This window comes from uncultured Acetatifactor sp. (assembly GCF_948601915.1).
Taxonomy (GTDB): Bacteria; Bacillota; Clostridia; order Lachnospirales; family Lachnospiraceae; genus Acetatifactor.
Genome location: NZ_CAPDXS010000039.1, coordinates 15,031 through 35,166, shown reverse-complemented (window position 1 = coordinate 35,166; position 20,136 = coordinate 15,031). Strand labels below are relative to the sequence as shown.

Annotated in this window: 17 protein-coding genes; 15 read left to right on the top strand and 2 right to left on the bottom strand. The window is 58.5% G+C overall.

From position 1 onward, the window contains the following. Positions 1 to 174: 174 nt before the first annotated feature. The 11 genes from Q2B33_RS08815 to Q2B33_RS08765 all read left to right on the top strand — a co-directional run bounded on the left by Q2B33_RS08815 (position 175) and on the right by Q2B33_RS08765 (position 13,181). A complete protein-coding gene (locus Q2B33_RS08815) occupies positions 175 to 894 on the top strand; it encodes a GntR family transcriptional regulator (RefSeq protein WP_296455703.1) in 720 nt (239 codons plus the stop codon). A gap of 52 nt (positions 895 to 946) precedes the next feature. Then, a complete protein-coding gene (locus Q2B33_RS08810; RefSeq protein ID WP_300569333.1) occupies positions 947 to 1,822 on the top strand; it encodes an ROK family protein in 876 nt (291 codons plus the stop codon). Between the two features lie 266 nt (positions 1,823 to 2,088). After that, the gene (locus tag Q2B33_RS08805) at positions 2,089 to 3,378 is read left to right on the top strand and encodes an alpha-L-fucosidase (RefSeq protein ID WP_300785126.1); all 1,290 of its coding nucleotides are present in this window, start codon (positions 2,089 to 2,091) and stop codon (positions 3,376 to 3,378) included. Next, positions 3,371 to 5,749, top strand: a complete 2,379-nt coding sequence (locus Q2B33_RS08800) for a hypothetical protein (RefSeq protein ID WP_300571969.1) — start codon at positions 3,371 to 3,373, stop codon at positions 5,747 to 5,749. Before Q2B33_RS08805 ends, Q2B33_RS08800 begins: the two co-directional genes overlap by 8 nt. Positions 5,750 to 6,356: 607 nt before the next feature. Then, positions 6,357 to 7,190: an adenosylmethionine decarboxylase gene (gene speD, locus Q2B33_RS08795; RefSeq protein WP_300571970.1), complete on the top strand. Its 834-nt coding sequence runs from the start codon at positions 6,357 to 6,359 to the stop codon at positions 7,188 to 7,190. Between the two features lie 454 nt (positions 7,191 to 7,644). Continuing rightward, positions 7,645 to 9,108: an aminotransferase class I/II-fold pyridoxal phosphate-dependent enzyme gene (locus Q2B33_RS08790; RefSeq protein WP_300571971.1), complete on the top strand. Its 1,464-nt coding sequence runs from the start codon at positions 7,645 to 7,647 to the stop codon at positions 9,106 to 9,108. A gap of 327 nt (positions 9,109 to 9,435) precedes the next feature. After that, a complete protein-coding gene (gene speE / locus Q2B33_RS08785) occupies positions 9,436 to 10,299 on the top strand; it encodes a polyamine aminopropyltransferase (RefSeq protein WP_296472817.1) in 864 nt (287 codons plus the stop codon). Between the two features lie 304 nt (positions 10,300 to 10,603). Continuing rightward, entirely contained in the window at positions 10,604 to 11,863 is a 1,260-nt protein-coding gene (locus Q2B33_RS08780; RefSeq protein ID WP_300571975.1) for a saccharopine dehydrogenase family protein, read from the top strand. A gap of 53 nt (positions 11,864 to 11,916) precedes the next feature. After that, positions 11,917 to 12,306, top strand: coding sequence for a DUF5655 domain-containing protein (locus Q2B33_RS08775; protein ID WP_296472819.1), 390 nt, complete (start codon positions 11,917 to 11,919; stop codon positions 12,304 to 12,306). A gap of 48 nt (positions 12,307 to 12,354) precedes the next feature. Continuing rightward, positions 12,355 to 12,990: a DJ-1/PfpI family protein gene (locus tag Q2B33_RS08770; protein WP_300571977.1), complete on the top strand. Its 636-nt coding sequence runs from the start codon at positions 12,355 to 12,357 to the stop codon at positions 12,988 to 12,990. 5 nt (positions 12,991 to 12,995) lie between these two features. After that, complete coding sequence (locus Q2B33_RS08765; RefSeq protein ID WP_296472821.1) at positions 12,996 to 13,181, top strand: hypothetical protein; 186 nt, start codon at positions 12,996 to 12,998, stop codon at positions 13,179 to 13,181. 262 nt (positions 13,182 to 13,443) lie between these two features. Here Q2B33_RS08765 and Q2B33_RS08760 read toward each other — a convergent pair whose 3' ends face one another. Further along, positions 13,444 to 14,211, bottom strand: coding sequence for a bifunctional 2-polyprenyl-6-hydroxyphenol methylase/3-demethylubiquinol 3-O-methyltransferase UbiG (locus tag Q2B33_RS08760; RefSeq protein ID WP_300571979.1), 768 nt, complete (start codon positions 14,209 to 14,211; stop codon positions 13,444 to 13,446). 39 nt (positions 14,212 to 14,250) lie between these two features. Continuing rightward, entirely contained in the window at positions 14,251 to 15,252 is a 1,002-nt protein-coding gene (locus tag Q2B33_RS08755; protein WP_300571981.1) for a DUF5700 domain-containing putative Zn-dependent protease, read from the bottom strand. A gap of 474 nt (positions 15,253 to 15,726) precedes the next feature. Here Q2B33_RS08755 and Q2B33_RS08750 point away from each other — a divergent pair, with 474 nt between their 5' ends. From Q2B33_RS08750 to Q2B33_RS08735, 4 genes are all read left to right on the top strand, one after another. Continuing rightward, entirely contained in the window at positions 15,727 to 16,449 is a 723-nt protein-coding gene (locus Q2B33_RS08750) for an ABC transporter ATP-binding protein (RefSeq protein ID WP_300571983.1), read from the top strand. After that, positions 16,433 to 18,022, top strand: a complete 1,590-nt coding sequence (locus Q2B33_RS08745; protein ID WP_300571985.1) for a hypothetical protein — start codon at positions 16,433 to 16,435, stop codon at positions 18,020 to 18,022. The genes Q2B33_RS08750 and Q2B33_RS08745 overlap by 17 nt, the downstream gene beginning before the upstream one ends. Positions 18,023 to 18,318: 296 nt before the next feature. Further along, complete coding sequence (locus Q2B33_RS08740) at positions 18,319 to 19,101, top strand: HAD family hydrolase (RefSeq protein ID WP_300571987.1); 783 nt, start codon at positions 18,319 to 18,321, stop codon at positions 19,099 to 19,101. A 117-nt stretch (positions 19,102 to 19,218) separates the two neighbouring features. Beyond that, the gene (locus Q2B33_RS08735; protein WP_300571989.1) at positions 19,219 to 19,965 is read left to right on the top strand and encodes a glycerophosphodiester phosphodiesterase family protein; all 747 of its coding nucleotides are present in this window, start codon (positions 19,219 to 19,221) and stop codon (positions 19,963 to 19,965) included. Positions 19,966 to 20,136: the final 171 nt, after the last annotated feature.

The following is a 20,136-nucleotide window of genomic DNA, read 5'->3' as shown; positions in this document are numbered from 1 at the left end:
GTGTTCAGTGTTCAGTGTTCAGTGTTCAGTGTTCAGTGTTCAGTGTTCAGTGTTCAGTGTTCGGTGTTCGGTGCTCGGTGTTCGGTGTTCGGTGTTCAGCGCGAAAGCGCGGCAGAATCCGTCCGCCGCAGGGCGCGGAGAAACCTGGGACGGACAGTGCGGAAAGGGGGAGCCATGCAGTCGAGATATGTGCAGATAGCGGAGCGGATCCGGGGGGAGATTGCCAGCGGGCAGTACGCCTCCGGGGCCAGGATACCCGCGGAGAACGAGCTGGCCCGGATGCTGGACGTCAGCCGCCCCACGGTGCGCCAGGCTCTGGACCTGCTGGCCAGGGAAGGGCTTCTGGTGCGGGTGAAAGGCAGCGGCACCTTCGTCTCCCAGTCCAAGCTGGTGCATGAATCCACCTCCTTCGTCACCGGATACCGGGAGGAGAGCAGGCGGAAGAACCGTATCCTGCGCACCAAGGTGGTGTGCCTGCGGACGCAGGAAGCCGGGGAGAAGGTGGGGGACGCCCTGAAGCTGGCCCCGGAGGAGCCGGTCACGAAGCTGGTGCGCATACGGCATCTGGAAAATATGTACGCCAACGCGCCGGTGGTCTACACCACTCTGTATGTCCCCGTAAAGCTGTTCCCGGATATGGCGCGGACAGACTTCACGGAGACCTCCTTTTACGAGGCGCTGGACAGCCGGGGCCTGTCGGTGGCCCACGCTTCCAGGCGGCTGGAGGTGGTCATGCCGCCGGAGGAGGTGGCGGCAGGGCTGGAGATCACGGCCTTCGAGCCTGTGGCCTTCATCGTCTCCCGGGGCTATACCGGAAGCGGCCAGGCAGTGGAGTACACGGAGAGCTATTACCCTGCCAGCAGGAGCAGCTTCCGGATAGAAATCGACCGGTGAGGGGAGGCGGCGAGCCGGATGAGAGGAAAGAGGAAGGGCATGGCGGGCTGATATGAAGGATGTATTTTTATGCCTGGACGTGGGCGGGACGCAAATCAAAGGAGCAGCCATCGGGAAGAATGGCGAAACGTGTGGAAATCCTCTTTATTTCGATGCGCGGGCCGGGAAGGGCAAAGAAGCCCTGCTGGAGCATTTCGCGGAGATTCTGCGCAGAATCCTGCCTCAGGGCGCGGTAGCGGCAGGGATCAGGATGGCGTTCCCCGGCCCCTTCGATTATGAGAGGGGAATCTGCCTGATCCGGGGCCTGGACAAATACGAAAGCCTCTACGGCGCGGACCTGCGCCGGGAGATTTCCAGCCGCCTGGGAATCGGGCCGCAGCGCGTCCGGTTCGCCAATGACGCGGCGGCCTTTGCGCTGGGGGAGATGGGCTTCGGCCAGGCCCGGGGCGCGGAGAGGGTCCTGTGCGCATGCATCGGGACCGGGTGCGGCAGCGCTTTCGGCGTGGCGGGCAGGCTGGCGGCGGAGGGGACACCCGGCGTGCCGGAAGACGGATATATCTACAACACGCCTTTTCTGGAGGGCTGCGTGGACGATTACATTTCCCGCCGGGGGCTCATGGCATTGACCAGAGAGCGGCTGGGAGAGTCGCTGGACGGAAAGGCCCTGGCCGGGCGCGCCATGGAGGGGGACGATGCCGCGGGGGCGTGCTTCCTGGCTTTCGGGGACAGGATTCGGGCCGCGCTGGAGCCGTTCCTGAGGGCCTTCCGTCCGGACGCGCTGTGCCTCGGCGGCCAGATCATGGGCAGCGCCGCCCTGTTCCTGGCCCCGGTGGAGGAGTTCTGCATGGCGGCGGGGATACGGGTCTGCATTACAGAGGACACATCCCTGCGCACGCTCCAGGGGCTGACCCGTATTTATCCTGCTTGACGATTTCACCTGCCGTGAAACCGGACTGCATAACGCTGACCGGTTCAATCGCATGATTATATTAGGCAGTATTCAGCGTTGTGCAGTATAAGCGGGCAAACATGCTCACCGGCGGCCGAATCTGCCGTCGATCCATGATGCGCACCGTCCGTAAGCTGGGGAATCGGCGCCCACGAGCATCGCGCATCAGAATAAACAGAAAAACAATAAACACAAATAAACAGAAAACAATAAACAGAAAAACAATAAACAGGAGGATTTTCATTATGATGCAGGATTGGTTCAGGAAAGCGAAGCTGGGTATCTTCATCCACTACGGGATCTACGCCGTGGGAGACGTGTCGGAGTCATGGTCCTTCCACAACGGCAATATCTCCTACGAGGACTACATGAAGCAGTGCGACGGCTTCACGGCCTCGAAGTTCGACGCCAGAGCCTGGGCGGACTTGTTCAGGCGGGCAGGGGCCCAGTACGTGGTCATGACATCCAAGCACCATGACGGGGTGGCGCTGTTCGACACCAAGTATTCCGATCTGAACGTGCTGAAGAAGACTCCGGCAAAACGGGATATCGTCAAGGAGTATACGGAAGCCGTCAGGGAGGCGGGCATGAAGGTGGGCATCTATTTCTCCCTGATCGACTGGTCGGATCCCCGCTACAGGACCGTGTACCCCGAGGGGGAGAAGCCGGAGGACCACCTGAAGGATGTCTTCGCCACCCCGGCGGGAGGCCCGGAGGATCCGGAGAAATGGCAGGAGTTCCTGGAGTTCAACAACAACCAGCTCAGGGAGCTGATGACCAACTACGGCACGGTGGACCTCCTGTGGTTCGACGGGGACTGGGAGCGCAGCGCAGCCCAGTGGAAAGCCAAGGAGTTCAAGGCCTATCTGGAGTCCCTGAACCCTAACGTCATCGTGAACTCCAGGCTCCAGGGCTACGGGGACTATGAGACCCCGGAGCAGGGCATCCCCGTGATCGGGCCCAAGGGCGTGTGGGAGTTCTGCACCACCATCAACGATTCCTGGGGATACCGCCCCTCGGACAACGACTACAAGACCAGCCGCCAGATCATCCGCATGTTCTGCGACTGCCTGACCCTGGGCGGGAAGATGCTGCTGGACGTAGGGCCGAAGGAGGACGGCACCCTGGACGAGAGGCAGGTGAAGGTGCTGGAGGATTTGGGCCGGTTCATCCATGACAACGAGGAGGCCATCTACGAGACGGAGAAGGGATTGAGCTACAACCAGTTCCTGGGAGGCAGCACCCTGTCCCAGGACAAGAAGACCATCTACCTGTTCGTCTACGACAAGCCCGCGGAGAACCTCTGCGTGAAGGGCATCAAGACTCCCGTGAAGCGGGTCAGCGTCCTGCACACGGGGGAGGAGCTTACTTTCAGCTATACCGGGGCCCTGCCCTGGAGCGGCATCCCCGGCACCCTATGGATCCGGGCGGACAAGATGGAGATGCACCCCTTGACCACCGTTCTGAAGGTGGAGCTGGAGGGGGAGATTACCTATAACCTGGGCCATGGGGAGGTCGTGACCAACAATGATTAAGAAAGTATACATCGTACATCATTCCCATACGGATGTGGGATATACGGATCTGCAGGAACAGATTATCTATAATCAGGTGAATAATATACGAAATGTCGTATCGCTCGTCAGGAACGGCTATGAGCAGGACGGACCGGAGAAGGACTTCAAGTGGAACTGCGAGACCTACTACTGTGTGGAGCAGTTCCTGAAGTCCGCCTCCCCCCGGGAGCAGGAGGACTTTTTCGAGCTGGTGCGGAAGGGCAATATCGGCATCTCCGCCACATACCTGAACTTCAACGACCTGGCGGACGCGGATATGCTGGACCGCAGGACGGCCGAGATGCAGACGCTGTTCACCGGCAGGGGCCTGCCTGTGCGGGCCGCCATGAACGCGGACATCAACGGGATATCCCTGGGGGCAAGGGACGCGCTGATCAAGAACGGGATCGAGTTCCTGTTCACCAATATCCACACCCACCACGGCATGTACCCGCTCTATCAGAACCAGACGCCCTATTTCTGGGAGAGCGAAGGGGGCGGCAGGCTGCTTGTGTGGAACGGGGAGCACTACAACCTGGGCAACGCCCTGGGCATCGTGTTCAACCGGAACGTGAACTATATGACCGAGAGCTATTTCGGGAAAAAAGAAAACGCGTCGGCGCTGGACGCCCTGCATGACAAGCTTGCGGAGAGCATCCGGGAGTATGAGGACAGCGGCTACCCTTATGATTTCTATATCACCAGCGTCAGCGGCGTCTTCTCCGACAATGCCCCCGCCAACCCGGCCGTCATCGCCACGGTGAACGCTTTTAATAAGCGGTTCGGCGGGGAGGTGGAGCTGCGGATGGTGACCCTGGAGGAGCTCTACGGCCTGATCCGGGAGCAGACAGCGGAGGCGCCTGTGTACAGAGGGGCCATCAACGACTGGTGGGGCAACGGCGTGGGGAGCACCCCCTACGCGGTGAAGCACTACAGGGAGGCCCTGCGGCTGGCCCACACCTGCGACCGGCTGGAGGAGAAGACGGGGGTGCGGGACGACGGCCTGGCCCGGACAGGGGAGGACAATGCCCTGCTGTACGCGGAGCACACCTGGGGCCATTCCGCCACGATTACGGATCCCTACGACACCATGGTGACCAACCTGGACATCCGCAAGACCAGCTACGCCTCCAAGGCCCATGAGGCCGCGGCCATGCGAAAGAGCGGGCAGTGCCACCTGCTGGGGGACATCCTGCGGTATTACAATAACAGCGGCCAGGTGAAGGCCGTCTCCACCAGCGCCACGGAGGGCCTGTTCGCGGTGGAATTCTATGTGGAGACATTGAGCCTCCCCGGCGTGAAAGTGTGGGATGCCCGGACCGGCGAGACCTTCACGGTACAGCTCTCCTCCCATCCCAGGGGCGTGCTGGTGAGCTTTGCGGCACGGTTCGGGCCCCTGGAGGAGCGGGTCTTCGACTATGAGGAGCAGCCCGCGCCGGAGGAGAAGCTCTATACCCGCGCCGCCTGGGTGGGGGCGGAGCGCGTGCGGGATATCGTGAACACCTATGATGCGGAGACGTATAAGCTCCCCTACGGCCTGGAGAACGACTGGTTCCGGATTCGGTACCGGATAGGGGAGGGCATCACTTCCTTCTACCATAAAAAAGGCGGCATCGAGATGCTGAAGGAGGGGCTGGAGAGCTTCTTTACACCCGTCTACGAATGTACGGAGATCCGTAAGGGAGTCTACGGGGAGCGCAGCCGCCTGGGGCGCAATATCAGGGGGCTCCACGCTGAGCAGTATCAGGCGGATTTGAAGGATATCAAGATCCTGGACCACGGCCCCGTATTTGACCGGGTGGAGCTGGAATTCGAGCTGGAGGGGACGTACCACAGCAGTGTAATCATAAAGCTTTACAGGCAGCTTCCCAGGATAGAGTTCGCCTACCAGGTGGCGAAGACCCTGAGCACGGACATCGAGAGTCTTTACATGCCCCTGTCCCTGAACCTGCCGGGCAGCAGCCTCCATATCCACAACGGCGGCGTGGCCATGCGGCCGGGAGTAGACCAGCTTCCGGGCAGCAACATGGAGTATTATATGGCGGATCAGGGCGTATTGTACCAGAGGGGCGGGGAGGGAATCCTGATCAATGCCCTGGACACCTCCCTGCTCTACATGGGCCGGATGGAGCACCATCCGATTCTGCTGTGCGACAACAGGGAGGAAAACAACCATCGCCCCGTGTATAGCTGGATCATGAACAATACCTGGGAGACCAACTTCAAGATGGATCTCTCCGGGTTCGGGGAATTCCGCTACGCCCTGGAGCTGCGGGAGGGCTCCCTGGAGGAGAACCTCCGCGGGCTGAAGGAGAACGATATGGGGACGGTGGCGTTCATCGTGGGGTGAGCTGTCTCGGGATTTTCATGCAAGATACGCATGAAAACACCTCGCGGCGGCACCGGGTGAACGGTAACCGGTAAGCCGCCAAATGCGGAAAAATCTTGCGGAATCCGATTGACGAACCCGCGGGGGTATGGTATAGTACAAGCATACGGAAATGGAAAACAGAGGGACAGAGTCTTCCATGTAAATATTTTGGCAACTGGGTTGCCTTATTGATTGAGTTAAAAGCTCAAATTTTATAAGTTGGTGACTATAAACCGGTGCTGATGCACATCTAACTTGTGAAACGGTCAATAAGAGTAGTAAAAGTAAAATATTTGCTATATAGACTCTAAAAACCATATATCTGTTCTATTCATTTCGTTCCGCGTCCTTTCGCCGGAAGGCCTGGACAGGAAAAGGAAAAGAGACAGAGACTTAAAAAGCAAGTGATGGAAGCGTCGCTTGCTTTTTTACATGCACAGGCCCGCGCGCAAAGCGCTATGGCGCTTGGAATGTGCCGCTGGAGCGGCGCGCGGGCCGCGCGGCGAGTAGCAGGAAGTTCTTCTCTACTCGATTACGAAAAATTCCTGCGTTCCAATGGCCGGAAGAGAAGGATAAAGGAGAGAACATGAGCGAGAAATTTACCCTGTACGGCTTCAACAACCTGACCAAGTCCCTGAGCTTCAACATCTATGACGTGTGCTACGCCAAATCCCAGCGGGAGCAGAAGGACTACATCGCTTATATCGACCAGCAGTACAATTCCGAACGTCTGACCAAGCTCCTGGTGGACGTGACGGAGATGATCGGCGCTACGGTGCTGAACATCTCCAGCCAGGACTATGAGCCCCAGGGGAGCTCCGTCACCATTCTGATTGCGGACGAGAGCAAGGTGCCCATGGGGGATACCACCATTGCAATGGGGGATGCCGCCATCGCCCCGGGGGATGCCGCTATGCCCATGGGGGATACTGTCCTGGCCCATCTGGACAAGAGCCACATCACGGTCCACACCTACCCGGAGTACCATCCCGACACCTACCTGGCCACCTTCCGGGTGGACATCGACGTGGCCACCTGCGGGGAGATCACGCCCCTGTCCACCCTGGACTACCTGATCGGCTCCTTCGATTCCGACATCATCACCATGGACTACCGGGTCAGGGGCTTCACCAGGGACGTGGCGGGCCAGAAGCTGTTCATGGACCACAGGATGACCTCCATCCAGGACTTCATCGACGGGGCCACCCTGCGGCGGTATGACGCCGTGGACATCAATGTGTATGAGGCCAATCTCTTCCACACGAAAATGCTGATCAAGGAGATCGACCTTCAGAACTACCTGTTCAACAGCGACGTCTATGAGCTGGCGCCCAAGCTGCGGCTGGAGATCATGGGGAACCTGCGCCGGGAGATGATAGAGATATTCAGCGGGAGGAATATTTATTCCCGCGAGCAATGAGCCAAGCGGCCGTGCTTGCACGGCCAGTTGGCGAATGCCGCGAGGGTCAAATACCCCGCTGCTCTGCAGCGTTGCAAGCTTGATGCCCCGTTGCTTGCAGCGGGGTATTTGATTTCCCGCGAGCAATGAGCCAGGCGGCCGTGCTTGCAAGGCCAGTTGGCGAATGCCGCGAAGGGGCAAATACCAAAGTGTCCGAAGGACGCTTTCAGCTCTGCAGCGTTGCAGGCTTGATGTCCCTTTGCTTGCAGCGGGGTATTTGATTCCCCCTGAGCCCCGGGACAGGGCTGGGCTGGTTAAAGGATTCCGGCTGCGGGGGAGGGCTGTCCTGCGAGCCGCGTCAGGGCCGCCCATTGCCGGGGCTATGGCATAAAGCGGGCGCTGCCGGGGATAGGGACGGTCCGGGATATTCGGATTCCGGGAGGCGTATGGATTTCAGGAAAGGGGATATGCACGGATGGGACATTTGCGTCAGGAGAGGGCGCCGATCTACGAGGCGCTGGAGGTATTCCGGGGGGAGCGGATCGTGCCCTTCGACGTGCCGGGGCACAAAAGGGGACAGGGCAATCCGGAGCTGACAAAGCTTCTGGGGAAGCAGTGCGTGTCCATCGACGTGAACTCCATGAAGGCGCTGGACAATCTCTGCCATCCGGTGTCCGTGATCCGGGAGGCGGAGGAGCTGGCGGCGGATGCCTTCGGGGCGGCCTGCGCCTTCCTCATGGTGGGCGGCACCACGTCCTCCGTCCAGAGCATGGTGCTTGCCGCCTGCAAGAAGGGGGACAAGATCATCCTGCCCAGGAATGTCCACAGGAGCGTCATCAATGCCCTGGTGCTCTGTGGGGCCATACCCATATACGTGAATCCGGACATGGACAGCCGCCTGGGCATCGCGCTGGGCATGAAGCTGTCCCAGGTGGAGCGGACGGTTTCCGAGCACCCGGACGCGGTGGCGGTATTGGTGAACAATCCCACCTATTACGGCATCTGCTCGGATCTGCGGAGCATCGTGGCCCTGGCCCACAGGCACGGCATGAAGGTGCTGGTGGACGAGGCCCACGGGACGCATTTCTATTTCGGGGCGGACATGCCGGTCTCCGCGATGTCTGCCGGGGCGGACATGGCTTCCGTGAGCATGCATAAATCCGGCGGGAGCCTGACCCAGAGCTCCTTCCTGCTGACGGGGCCGGACATGAACCCGGGCTATGTGCGCCAGATCATCAACCTGACCCAGACTACAAGTGCGTCTTACCTGCTGCTGGCCAGCCTGGACATCTCCCGCCACAACCTGGCCCTGCGGGGCAGGCAGGAGTTCGCCAAGGTGACGGCGCTGGCGGAGTATGCCAGAAAGGAGATTGGCGCGATTGGCGGCTACTATGCCTACGCTTCGGAGCTGATCAACGGGGACAGCATCTTCGACTTCGACAGGACGAAGCTGACGATCAACACCTTAGGGATAGGACTGGCGGGCATCGAGGTCTACGACCTGCTGCGGGACGAGTACGATATCCAGATGGAGCTGGGGGACATCGCCAATGTGCTGGCCTACATCTCCATCGGGGACAGGGAGCGGGATACAGAGCGCCTGATCGGGGCGCTGGAGGAAATCAAGCGCAAATACGGCAGAAGCAATGCGGACATGTATGCGCAGGAATATATCGAGCCCAGGGTGGCGGTGTCGCCCCAGAGCGCATTTTATGCGGAGAAGGAGTCGCTGCCGCTGATGGAGACCAGGGGGCGGATCTGCAGCGAATTCGTGATGTGCTACCCGCCGGGGATTCCCATCCTGGCACCGGGGGAGGAGATCACGGATGCGATACTGGAGTACATCGTCTACGCGAAGGAGAAGGGCTGTTCCATGACCGGGCCGGAGGACGCGGGGATAGAGCGGCTGAACGTGCTGCGGGAGGAGTGGATGACATAGGAGGTTGCGGCGGTGAGGAGGGACGTGGCCCGTCTCTTCGGGATGCCGGGCAGGGACTTCCGGGCCCCGGCCTAAGGGGCGCATTGTGTAGGAGCCTTATTCCGAAGCGGTATTTATACTGCTTAACGATTTCACTTGCCGTGAAACCAGACTGCATAACGCTGACTGGTTCATTCGCATGATTACATTAGGCAGTATTCAGCGTTATGCAGTATATGTTTTTTTACCTCTGTGAGGACATGAGGGAAGTAGGGGAAGGAGCTCCGCCCAGGGCGGTATGGCGGGGCGGTTGCGTAAATCGCGCCTGAGCGCGAAGGAGGTGTGAGTATGGAATTATGGTTTTCGGAACAGCATACACCGGATGTAAAGCTTTCCATCAAGGTGGAGAGGCAGCTATGCGGCGTGGAGAGCAGTTTCCAGCGGATCGATGTGTTCGAGTCCCCGGAGTTCGGGCGGTTCCTGACGCTGGACGGCTACATGATGCTCACGGAGAAGGACGAATTCATCTATCACGAGATGATGGTGCATGTGCCCATGGCGGTGCACCCGCGTGTGCGCAGCGTCCTGGTCATCGGGGGCGGAGACGGCGGTATCGTCAGGGAGCTGGTGAAGTACCCGGAGGTGGAGCGGATCGACCTGGCGGAAATCGACGAACAGGTGGTCACCGTATGCAGGCAATATCTGCCGGGAGTCTCCTGCGGCCTGGAGGACAGCCGGGTCCACATCTACTATGAGGACGGCATGAAGTTCGTGCGGCGAAAGGCCGATGAATACGACCTGATCGTGGTGGACTCCACGGATCCCTTCGGGCCGGGGGAGGCTCTGTTCACCAAGGAATTCTACGGGAACTGCTACAAGGCCCTGCGGGAGGACGGCATCATGGTGAACCAGCACGAGAGCCCCTTCTACGAGGCGGATGCCAAGGCCTGCATGCGGGCCCACAAGCGCATCGTGGAGAGCTTCCCCATCAGCAGGGTGTACCAGGCCCATATCCCCACCTACCCCTCAGGGCACTGGCTCTTCGGCTTCGCCTCCAGGAGATACCATCCGGTCCACGACCTGGACGGGGAGCGCTGGCTGGAGAGAGGGATCGAGACCAGGTATTACACGCCCAGGCTCCACATGGGGGCCTTCTGCCTGCCGGCCTATGTGGAGCGGCTGCTGCGGAAGGTGGAGATACACGAGGGGTAAGAGAGGGGCAGGCTTCGTGCTGATGCAAACCCAGTCATGATTGATTAGAAAAAAGATGTATGGAGACAGGCTGCGGTGAAGAGACATCGCGTATACGTCAAAAACAACCGCAATACTGATAGAGAATGAGGGAAGTACAGAAGATACAGCAGAGGGCAGACTTCGTGCTTATGTAACCCCAGCTTTGATTAACCAGGAAAAAGATGTGTAGAGACAGGCTGCGGTGAGGAAGCATGTTCGGGACTGGTACCCCGGTGCAGAGGAAGCATATCGGAATATTGGAAGAAGAAACGGAGAGAAGAAAATGGCTAAGATACTGATAATCGGCTGCGGCGGCGTGGCTGCCGTGGCTATCCAGAAATGTGCGAAGAAGGCGGATGTGTTCTCGGAGATCTGCATCGCCAGCCGCACGGTGTCCAAATGCGATGCCCTGAAGGAGAAGCTTGCGGGCGCCACGGCGGCGAAGATCACCACCGCCCAGGTGGACGCGGACAATGTGGAGGAGCTGATCGCCCTGATAGAAAGGGAACAGCCCAAGGCCGTGCTGAACCTGGCCCTGCCCTACCAGGACCTGACCATCATGGAGGCCTGCCTGGCCTGCAAGGTAGACTACATCGACACCGCCAACTACGAGGCGGAGGACACGGAAGACCCTGCCTGGCGGGCCGTATACGAAAAAAGATGCAAGGAAGAGGGATTTACCGCGTATTTCGACTATTCCTGGCAGTGGGCCTACAGGGAGCGCTTCGAGAAGGCCGGAATCACGGCCCTGCTGGGCAGCGGCTTCGACCCCGGGGTCACCAGCGTCTTCTCCGCCTATGCCCTGAAGCATTATTTTGACGAAATCCACTATATCGATATCATGGACTGCAATGGCGGCGACCACGGCTATCCCTTCGCCACCAACTTCAACCCGGAGATCAACCTGCGGGAAGTGTCCGCCAAGGGCTCCTACTGGGAGGACGGCCGCTGGGTGGAGACGGAGCCCATGGAGATCAAACGGGAGTACGACTTCGCCCAGGTGGGGAAGAAGGACATGTATCTGCTGCACCATGAGGAGATCGAGTCCCTGGCGAAGAACATCCCCGGCGTGAAGCGCATCCGCTTCTTCATGACCTTCGGCACAAGCTACCTGACTCACATGAAATGCCTGGAGAACGTAGGCATGCTGCGCACGGATCCGGTGCTGTTCGAGGGCAGGGAGATCGTGCCCATCCAGTTCCTGAAGGCCCTGCTCCCGGATCCTGCCTCCCTTGGCCCCAGGACGGTGGGCAAGACGAATATCGGCTGCATCTTCACAGGCGTGAAGGACGGGAAGGAGAAGTCCGTCTACATCTACAATGTGTGCGACCACCAGGAATGCTATAAGGAGCTGGGCTCCCAGGCCATCTCCTACACCACCGGCGTCCCCGCCATGATCGGGGCCATGCTGGTGATGGAGGGCAACTGGAAGAGGCCCGGCGTGTTCAATGTGGAGGAATTCGACCCGGATCCCTTCATGGAGGCGCTGAACGAGTACGGCCTGCCCTGGGTGGTGGAGGAGAATCCGGTTCTGGTGGATTAGACAATAAGTATGCCTGCTGGCATTGGATTGAAAATAGCGGGGAGGTCAGCTTCATGAATCAGGATACGCTCATGTTCTTTGAGGGAAAGCCGGAGGCCCTGGCGCTGTACCAGAACTTCGCCGAAAAGCTGTTTTCGGAGGTCGGCCAGGTGCAGGTCAGGGTGCAGAAGACCCAGATCGCATTTTCCAACGGCCATAACTTCGCTTTCGTGTCCTTCCTGCCTGTGCGGAAAGCGAAGGAGCGGCCGCAGCACTATATCGTCGTCACCTTCGGGCTGGGGCATCAGGTGGAATCCCCCCGCATCGACGGGGCAGTGGAGCCCTATCCCAACCGCTGGACCCATCATGTCCTGATCTCCAGGGAGGCGGAGATCGACGGGGAGCTGATGGGCTGGGTGAGGGAGGCCGCGGAGTTTGCGGCGCGGAAACGGCGGATGAGTTGAAAACGATGAGGGAAAAGGAATGGGGGAAAAGGAATGGAGGAAAAAGGGATGAGGAAATTCGCGGTTTTATTGTATCCGGACTTCTCTTTGCAGGAGATAACCTGTCTTACATCTGCGCTCACGATCTGGTTCGGTGAGAAGATTGACTTTATCGCAAGCGAAAAGAAGGAATATGTAAGCGAGGAGGGTTTGTGTGTCCTCCCCACCAGGACAACGGCAGAAGCGAGGATAACAGATTACGACTGCGTGATTCTGCCGGGGACAGTCAACCCGCTGCCTGCGCTGTTCGATGATGGGCTGATTGATTTCCTCAGGGGCGGAATGCAGTCAGATATCGTATTCGCGGCTGTTTCTTCCGCTCCGATTTTGCTGTCTAAAGCGGGAATCCTAAACGGCAGGAAGTTCACCTCGGGGTATTTCATGCAGATGGCAGACGCTTTTACGTTTGTGGAAAAAGATAATTTCATACACAAGGGAGTGGTTGAAGACGGAAATGTCATAACGGCTGTGGGCATGTTCTTCAGGGAATTTGCCGAAGCTGTGCTGCGCAGGTTCGGGTATGATATCGGGAAGGAGTTCATGCGCGACAAGCCGGAAGATTTTACGGAAGAAGAGCTGACATTCTACTGGTCTGATGAGGAATATCAGGAATTTCTGGAGGAATTGAAGGCTTATACCGGTTAGGCTGCATGAGTCAAGACATACGAACACGGGAAGGCCCTGGAGGCGGCTCCCGGCAGAGACGAAAGGGCCTGGGGCTCAGCTGCAGGGTGGAAAAGCAGCCGGAGGACTGGCCCATATGGCGCAACCCGGACGATTCCCAGGTCAAGGCCGACCCCAGACGGGAGGCCTGGGTGGAACGGGCGAAAGGGTAAGGGACATTGCTGTTCTGGCGGGAACAGAGGCCTGATGATAGGGGCTCTATTGCTTGAATGAATGATATGCCTGTCTGCGGAATGAAGGAATGGGTGGATTCCTGACATACGCCAGACAGGCAAATCTTTTTTGCGCAACAGACAAGGCTACCTGTGACATATCAGGGTCTTATCGGCTCTTTTAGCCGTTCCGTAAATCTGGTGTCCTCGGTGACGGCATCCGTCATATCGCACAGAACTTCCGGACGGAGGCCTGGGCTGCTCATTTCCTGGCCACCAAAGTGAACTCCCCCGGCACCCTGTCATTGGTCCAGGCCGGGTGCTCGTCGAACCGCTCCAGCGCAAAGCCGCAGCCGATGACGGAATTGATGATCTCGCTGACGGTATATTTCCGGTAGAGGCATTTGGGCATCCGGCTCCGCACAGGCTCCTCATAGAACCGCGCATGGGCCATCTCCCCCTCGAAGACAGCCGTGTCGAAATACCCCCTGGAGGGCTGCTCCAGTTCCAGGAGGTCCGCGATTTTCGTAAAGGGATGGAAATCGCTGCAGATCATCTTCCCGGCGGGCTTCAGCAGAGTATGGCAGACCTTCATGAACTGGTCGATATCGTGGAAATAGTGCAGGATGCCGCCCTCCATGAACACTATGTCAAAATAGCCGCCGTAGCGCCCCGGGTCGATTTCCAACACATCGCACACTTCATAACGGATATCCGCACCCGCGGCCCCGGCGAACTCCATGGCATATCTGCGGTTGTCCTCCGAAATGTCGAATACCGTCACCTCCGCGCCCAGCAGGGCCAGAGGAACTGCCTTTTTCCCGCAGGAGCCGCATATATTGGCCACACGGACGCCCTCATAGCGGTCAAAGTAGGCCGCAAACTGTTTCAGCATGCGCAGAGGATTCGCCACGGCCTCTTTGGCCCTCTCGGCAGGCGGGCCGGAGTGGGTCATCCAGAAATCATAGGCGGAATATTCCCAGGCTTTCTTGTTCTGGGCGCGGTAGTTCTCGGATGTCTGCTGTTCCATTTGCTGTTCTCCTTTCTTTCCGGGCCGTAAGCCCGGCAATCACCCCAAAGGCCTGAAATGCTCCAGTGTTTTGCACGGATGGTAGAAGCACTGGAACATCACGTCCAGGCCAAAGGCATCATAAATGCTCCCGAAGAGCTCGTTCCCAAAGCTGTAGATAGGCGTCTGTTCCAGAGATGCCGATTCTTCCGGATAGAGGTGGGGATTCCACCAGTATGTCCTGAACTGCTCGTCGATCTCCTTCTCCGAAATCAGGCCGCCTTCAAGCCTTCTGACAGTGTCCTGAAAAAGGGCGAGGTGTTCCGGAAAATGCCTGTTGAGGATGGCCATGGCCGGAATGCCGATATTGGCATCCAGGCCGGGGTTCATCCTTTTGGATAGTATTCCTTCCGCATTGTTGCAGAACTTTATGGCCATCCCCTCGCCGGTGAAGCGGAAGATGTACCGCTCAAGAGCGCTGAATTTTTCGGTAAAGGAATGATAGCTGCCCACCAGCTTCATTGTCTGCAGATGGTGCATCTCGTGCAGGATGACATAGGGCAGCTCTTCCATGGCGCAGTATGTCTCGACGCCGAACAGATCCAGGTGCAGCGCATTCTCATGCACATAGCCGAAAGAAGGGCCGAAGCTGAGGGTGGAGACTATATCTATATCATCTAAGTACACATCGCCGGGGAAAGCGGCCCGGAGCCTGTCCTGGAGGTTTTGCAGATTCTCCTCTGTCAGCATGCCCATGAGCCTGCGGTATCTGTCACGGTACTTCTGTGGGTGGGCGGCGCAGTCCAGCCACAGCCCATGTCTGTCCCGCAGGGCGGTCCTGCGGTCAGGGCTCAGTTCGGGAATGTCCTCCGGGGCGATGGTCCTGAAGCGGGCGAAATAGGACACAAGAGGCTCCCTGGAGTCCAGGCCGTATCTTCTGGCCTCAAAGAGATAGTCCTCATGGCCTAAGATGTCGGCCGCAGCCTGTGGATCTTCCTGCCCCATGCCGGATTTCGCCACATATTCCAGCATCAGGGGGATGCTGGATGTCCTTAGTCTCATTGCCAGTTCCTCCGTAATCTTGTCGTTTTGCGGATATCGTATTCTCAGTATACAGGAGCCGGGGCCGGTTTGCAACCTTTTCATGCGCTGCTATTTATGCTGCAGACCGCCAGGATTTACATTGGTGTCGCTGGGAAAGTGCTTGGCTGGCGGTCTGCGGTCGGGTTGCACTGCATATTTAACCGGTGCGCAGTATAAATAGAATTGTGCAAATGACCTTGCACAAAGACGGAAAATATGCTGCTATGTGCAAATAGGAGGTGTACGGAAGAATTGGCGCTGACATAAAGGAAGCGGAACAGAGTTGTCGGAAATGGGCAGTTTGTTTTTTTACACAAAACACTTGCGCGGTTCATATAAAAGTGATATTATAGTGATATCAATCAGAAACAAAAAACATATGAAGGCCGGAAGACATGGCAGGAATACTGCCGTGGACAACAGAGGAGCGGGAGTGACAGGAGGAAACGGACAATGCTTGAAATCAAGAACCTGACGAAAACCTACAAAGGCGGCAAGACCGCAGTGGACAATCTGTCCCTGACGGTGCGGGCCGGGGACATTTACGGCTTCATCGGCCACAATGGCGCCGGGAAGACCACTACCATCAAGGCCGTGGTGGGCATCCATGACTTCGACAAGGGGGAAATCCGTGTGGACGGCAAGGACGTGCGCACCCAGTCCCTGGCCTGCAAGAAAGCCATGGCCTACATCCCCGACAACCCGGACATCTATGAGTATCTGACGGGCATCCAGTACCTGAACTTCCTGGCGGACATCTACCAGGTACCCGGTAAGGCGCGGGAGGAGCGCATCCGCAGGGAGGCGGAGGACTTCGGCATCTATTCCGTACTGGGAGACCTGGTGTCCACCTACTCCCACGGCATGCGGCAGAAGCTGGCCCTCACGGGGGCGCTGATCCACGAGCCAAAGCTCCTGGTGCTGGATGAGCCCTTCGTGGGGCTGGATCCGGAAGCCTCCCTGCTGCTGAAGCGCAAGATGCATGCCTTCTGTGAAAAGGGCAGCGCCATCTTCTTCTCCACCCATGTGCTGGAGGTGGCGGAGAAGCTCTGCAACCGCATCGCGGTGATCTCCGGCGGAAAGCTGATCGTGGAGGGCGACACAAAGGAGCTCACCAGAGACAAATCCCTGGAAGACGTATTTATGGAGGTGACCCATCATGACAAGGCAGATTAGGCTACTGACAAAGCTTTCCCTGTACGGAATGTTCGGCTTCAACGAATTCCGCCATACCAGAGACGGAAAGAAGAAGCTCCGCTTCTGCCTCATGGGGGCGCTCTGGGTGCTCCTGATCCTGATGCTGGCGGGCTATGTGGGACTGACCAGCTACGGGCTCACATCCATAGGCATGGGGTATTTCGTCCCTGCTGTTCTGGGCATGCTGGTATCGCTGGTGACGTTCTTTTTCACCATGACCAAGGCCGGCCCTATGCTCTTTGACCAGAAATCCTATGAAAAACAGGTGGCGCTGCCGGTGGAGGCGAAGAGCATCATCGTCAGCCGGTTCCTGTCCATGTACCTGACGGACATTGCGCTGGGGCTTGTGGTGATGCTGCCGGGAATGGCGGTGTACGGTGTGGCGGAGAGGCCGGGTCTTACTTTTTATCTCTACGGATTCTTTGTCATCCTCTTCCTGCCCCTGCTGCCCCTGACGGCGGCTTCCGTGGTGGGGGCCCTGATTGCGGGCATCGCCGGCAGATGGAAGCGGGGGAACCTGGCCTCCATCCTGCTGACCATGATTTTCGTGTGCGTCGTTCTGGTGGGGAGCATGAGCCTGGGCAGGCTGGACGAAAGCCAGCTGGGGGCCATGATGGAGGAGATGGCGCTGCAAATGGAGCGTCAGATCGGCAGGCTCTATCCCCCGGCTATCTGGATCTCCGAGGCCATGGTGTCCGGGAAAGCGGCATGGCTGCTCCTGTTCCTGGGGGTGTCCCTGGGGTGCTTCCTGATTTTCCTGGAAATCCTGGGGCGCTTTTACGGCCGCGTATGCCAGATGCTGGGCGCCAGGGAGGCCCGGGGGAACTATCAGATGGAGCGGCTGCAGGCCAAATCCGTCATGCGGAGCCTGGTGGAGCGGGAGGGGAGGCGCTACTTTGCCTCCAGCGTCTATGTGGTGAACACGCTGACAGGAGAGCTGATGATGGTGCTGCTGGCCGTGGGCGTGGCCCTGGCGGGGAGGGAGGCTGTGGACCGGCTGCTGGGCCTGCCCGGGGCGGTGGACAGGACGCTGCCCGTGCTGCTGGGGGCCATGCCCGTGATGATGCCTCTGACCGCCTGCTCCCTGTCCATGGAGGGGAAGAGCTGGTGGATGACCCAGACCCTGCCGGTGAGCAGGCGGGAGCTGATCTGGAGCAAGGTGACCCTGCAGCTGATCGTGGCGCTGCCCTTTTATCTGGTGTCTGAGGCGGCGCTGCTCGTGGCGCTGCGCCCGGGCCTTCCAGAGGCGGTGTGCCTGCTGGCGGTGCCCGCGGCCTATATCCTCTTCGGCGCCAGGGCGGGGATAGCGGTGAACGAGAAATTCCCCGTCTTCGACTGGGACAGCGAGGTCAAGGTGGTGAAGCAGGGGGCTTCCGCCTTCGTGATGGTGGTCATAGGGCTGGTATCGGCTGCAGTGCCCATCATTGCCCTGTTCGTCCTGGAGGGGATGGCAGTTTTCGTGTATGGAGCCACTGTGGGGGCGCTCCTGCTGCTGACATGGCTCCTGGACCTTGGCGGGAAAAAGCCCTGCCCTCCCTATCGCCTGGATTAGGCCCGCTGGGGGTGCAGCCCCGATATCCGGCATCCGCGGCGAAGCAGTGGACAGATCCTCCCGAATCCGTTATAATATATATGTGGCAATAAAATCTTGCTCAAAAACCGGATAAACGGCATGACTTGCTGTGCTATGCGGCTGGCAAGAATTATACTGCAGACCGCCAGATTTACAGTGGTGTCTCCGGGAAAGTGCTTAGCTGGCGGTCTGCAGTCGGGTTGTACTGCAAATTTAACCGGTGTGCAGTATAAATGCCGTTTATATAGCCTAAAAGTACAGGGAGGCAGCGGAGGATGAAGCTGATATTTTTCGACGTGGATGGGACGCTGATCGGCGATAAGGGACAGGTTCTGGCACAGAGCACGAAGGAAGCCATAGGAAAAGCAAGGGACAACGGCCACATCTGCATGGTCAATACGGGCAGGACATGGAGGCTGGTGGCAGACTGGCTTCCGGGGCAGGCGGATTTTGACGGGTATCTGCTGGGGTGCGGCAGTATGGCCCGGTATCGGGGGGAAGTCCTCTGGCACAGGACATTTTCCATGGAGCAGGGCCGCCGAATCATGGAGGCGCTGGATCGCTGCGGCATCGATGCCCTTCTGGAGGGAAGTGAAGAAAATTACAGCAAGAATTTATCGGAATTCCGAACAGATGCCTTCCGCCATCATATGGGAGTGCGGTATCGCAGAAAGTACGGGGCATGGGAAGAGGCCTGCGGACGCTTCGACAAGCTATTTATGTATGTGGACGAGGATTCCAGGCTGGATCGCTTCCGGCAGGAGTTCGCGGAGGAGCTGGACTTTATCGACAGGGACCGGGGCTTCTGGGAGGTGATACCCGCGGGCTGCTCCAAAGGCCTTGCCATGGAGGAGCTGGCGGAGGCCCTGGGGATTCCCATGGCGGACACGGTGGCCGTGGGCGACAGCAGCAATGACCTGGAGATGCTGCAGCGCGCCGGGACTGCCATCGCCATGGGCAATGCCACACAGGGCATCAGGGATCTGGCGGACTATGTGACCACGGACGTGATGGAGGACGGCATCTGGAATGCTCTGGACTGGCTGGGGGTGCTGTAGCGGTGGTTGGGACAAGCATACCATATTCTGCCGGAATGTCAATAGAAATTCATTGCGAAACAGTGCCTCAGGTGGTATGATAAGGACAATCTGGAACACAAAAGGGAGGAAGCAGATATGGACACCATAAAAATCCACAGCGGCAGCACCAGGATGATCGCCCACCGGGGCTTAAGCGGCCTGGAGACGGAGAACTCCATCCCGGCCTTCGTGGCCGCCGGGAACCGCAGCTATTACGGCGTGGAGACGGACGCCCATGTGACGAAGGACGGCAGATTCGTCGTCATCCATGACGACACCACAGGGCGTGTGGCCCGGGAGGATGTCAGGGTGGAGGAATCCGACTATGAGGCTGTCCGGGGGATTGCCCTGAAGGACATGTGCCCCGCGGCGGAAGCGGCACAGGACGTATGCCTGGAGGACAGGCAGGATCTGATCATCCCGAATTTGAAGGAATATATCACAATCTGCAGGAAATACGGTAAGACGTGTGTGCTGGAACTGAAAAACGAATTCCTGCCGGAGGACGTCAAACGGCTGGTGGAGGAGATCGAAGACCTGGGCTACCTGGAACATGTCGTGTTCATCTCCTTCGCCCTGAACAATATGATCCGCCTCAGAGACCTCCTTCCGGATCAGGGGCTGTACTACCTGACCATGGAATATAACGGGGAGATCCTGGACACGCTGAAGCGCTACGGGCTGAACCTGGACATCTACTACAAGGCCCTGACGAAGGAGATCGTGGAGGAGCTGCACGGAGAGGGAATCCTGGTGAACTGCTGGACCTGCGACGACAAAGCGGAGGCAGAACGGCTGGCGGCGTGGGGCGTGGACTTCATTACCACGAACCGGTTGGAGTAGGGAGGACGGGAGGCGTCATTCCCCGGGCGGCACGGATTGTCCTGTTGACGAAAAGGGCTAAGTCTTTCGGCTTGGCTCTTTTTTTGATTCCCATTTATGCAGGGGACACCGCTTCGGAGCGGTTCTGCTCTTTCGGCAGCGGGCAGCATGCTTTTTCGTTGAATCCTGTCC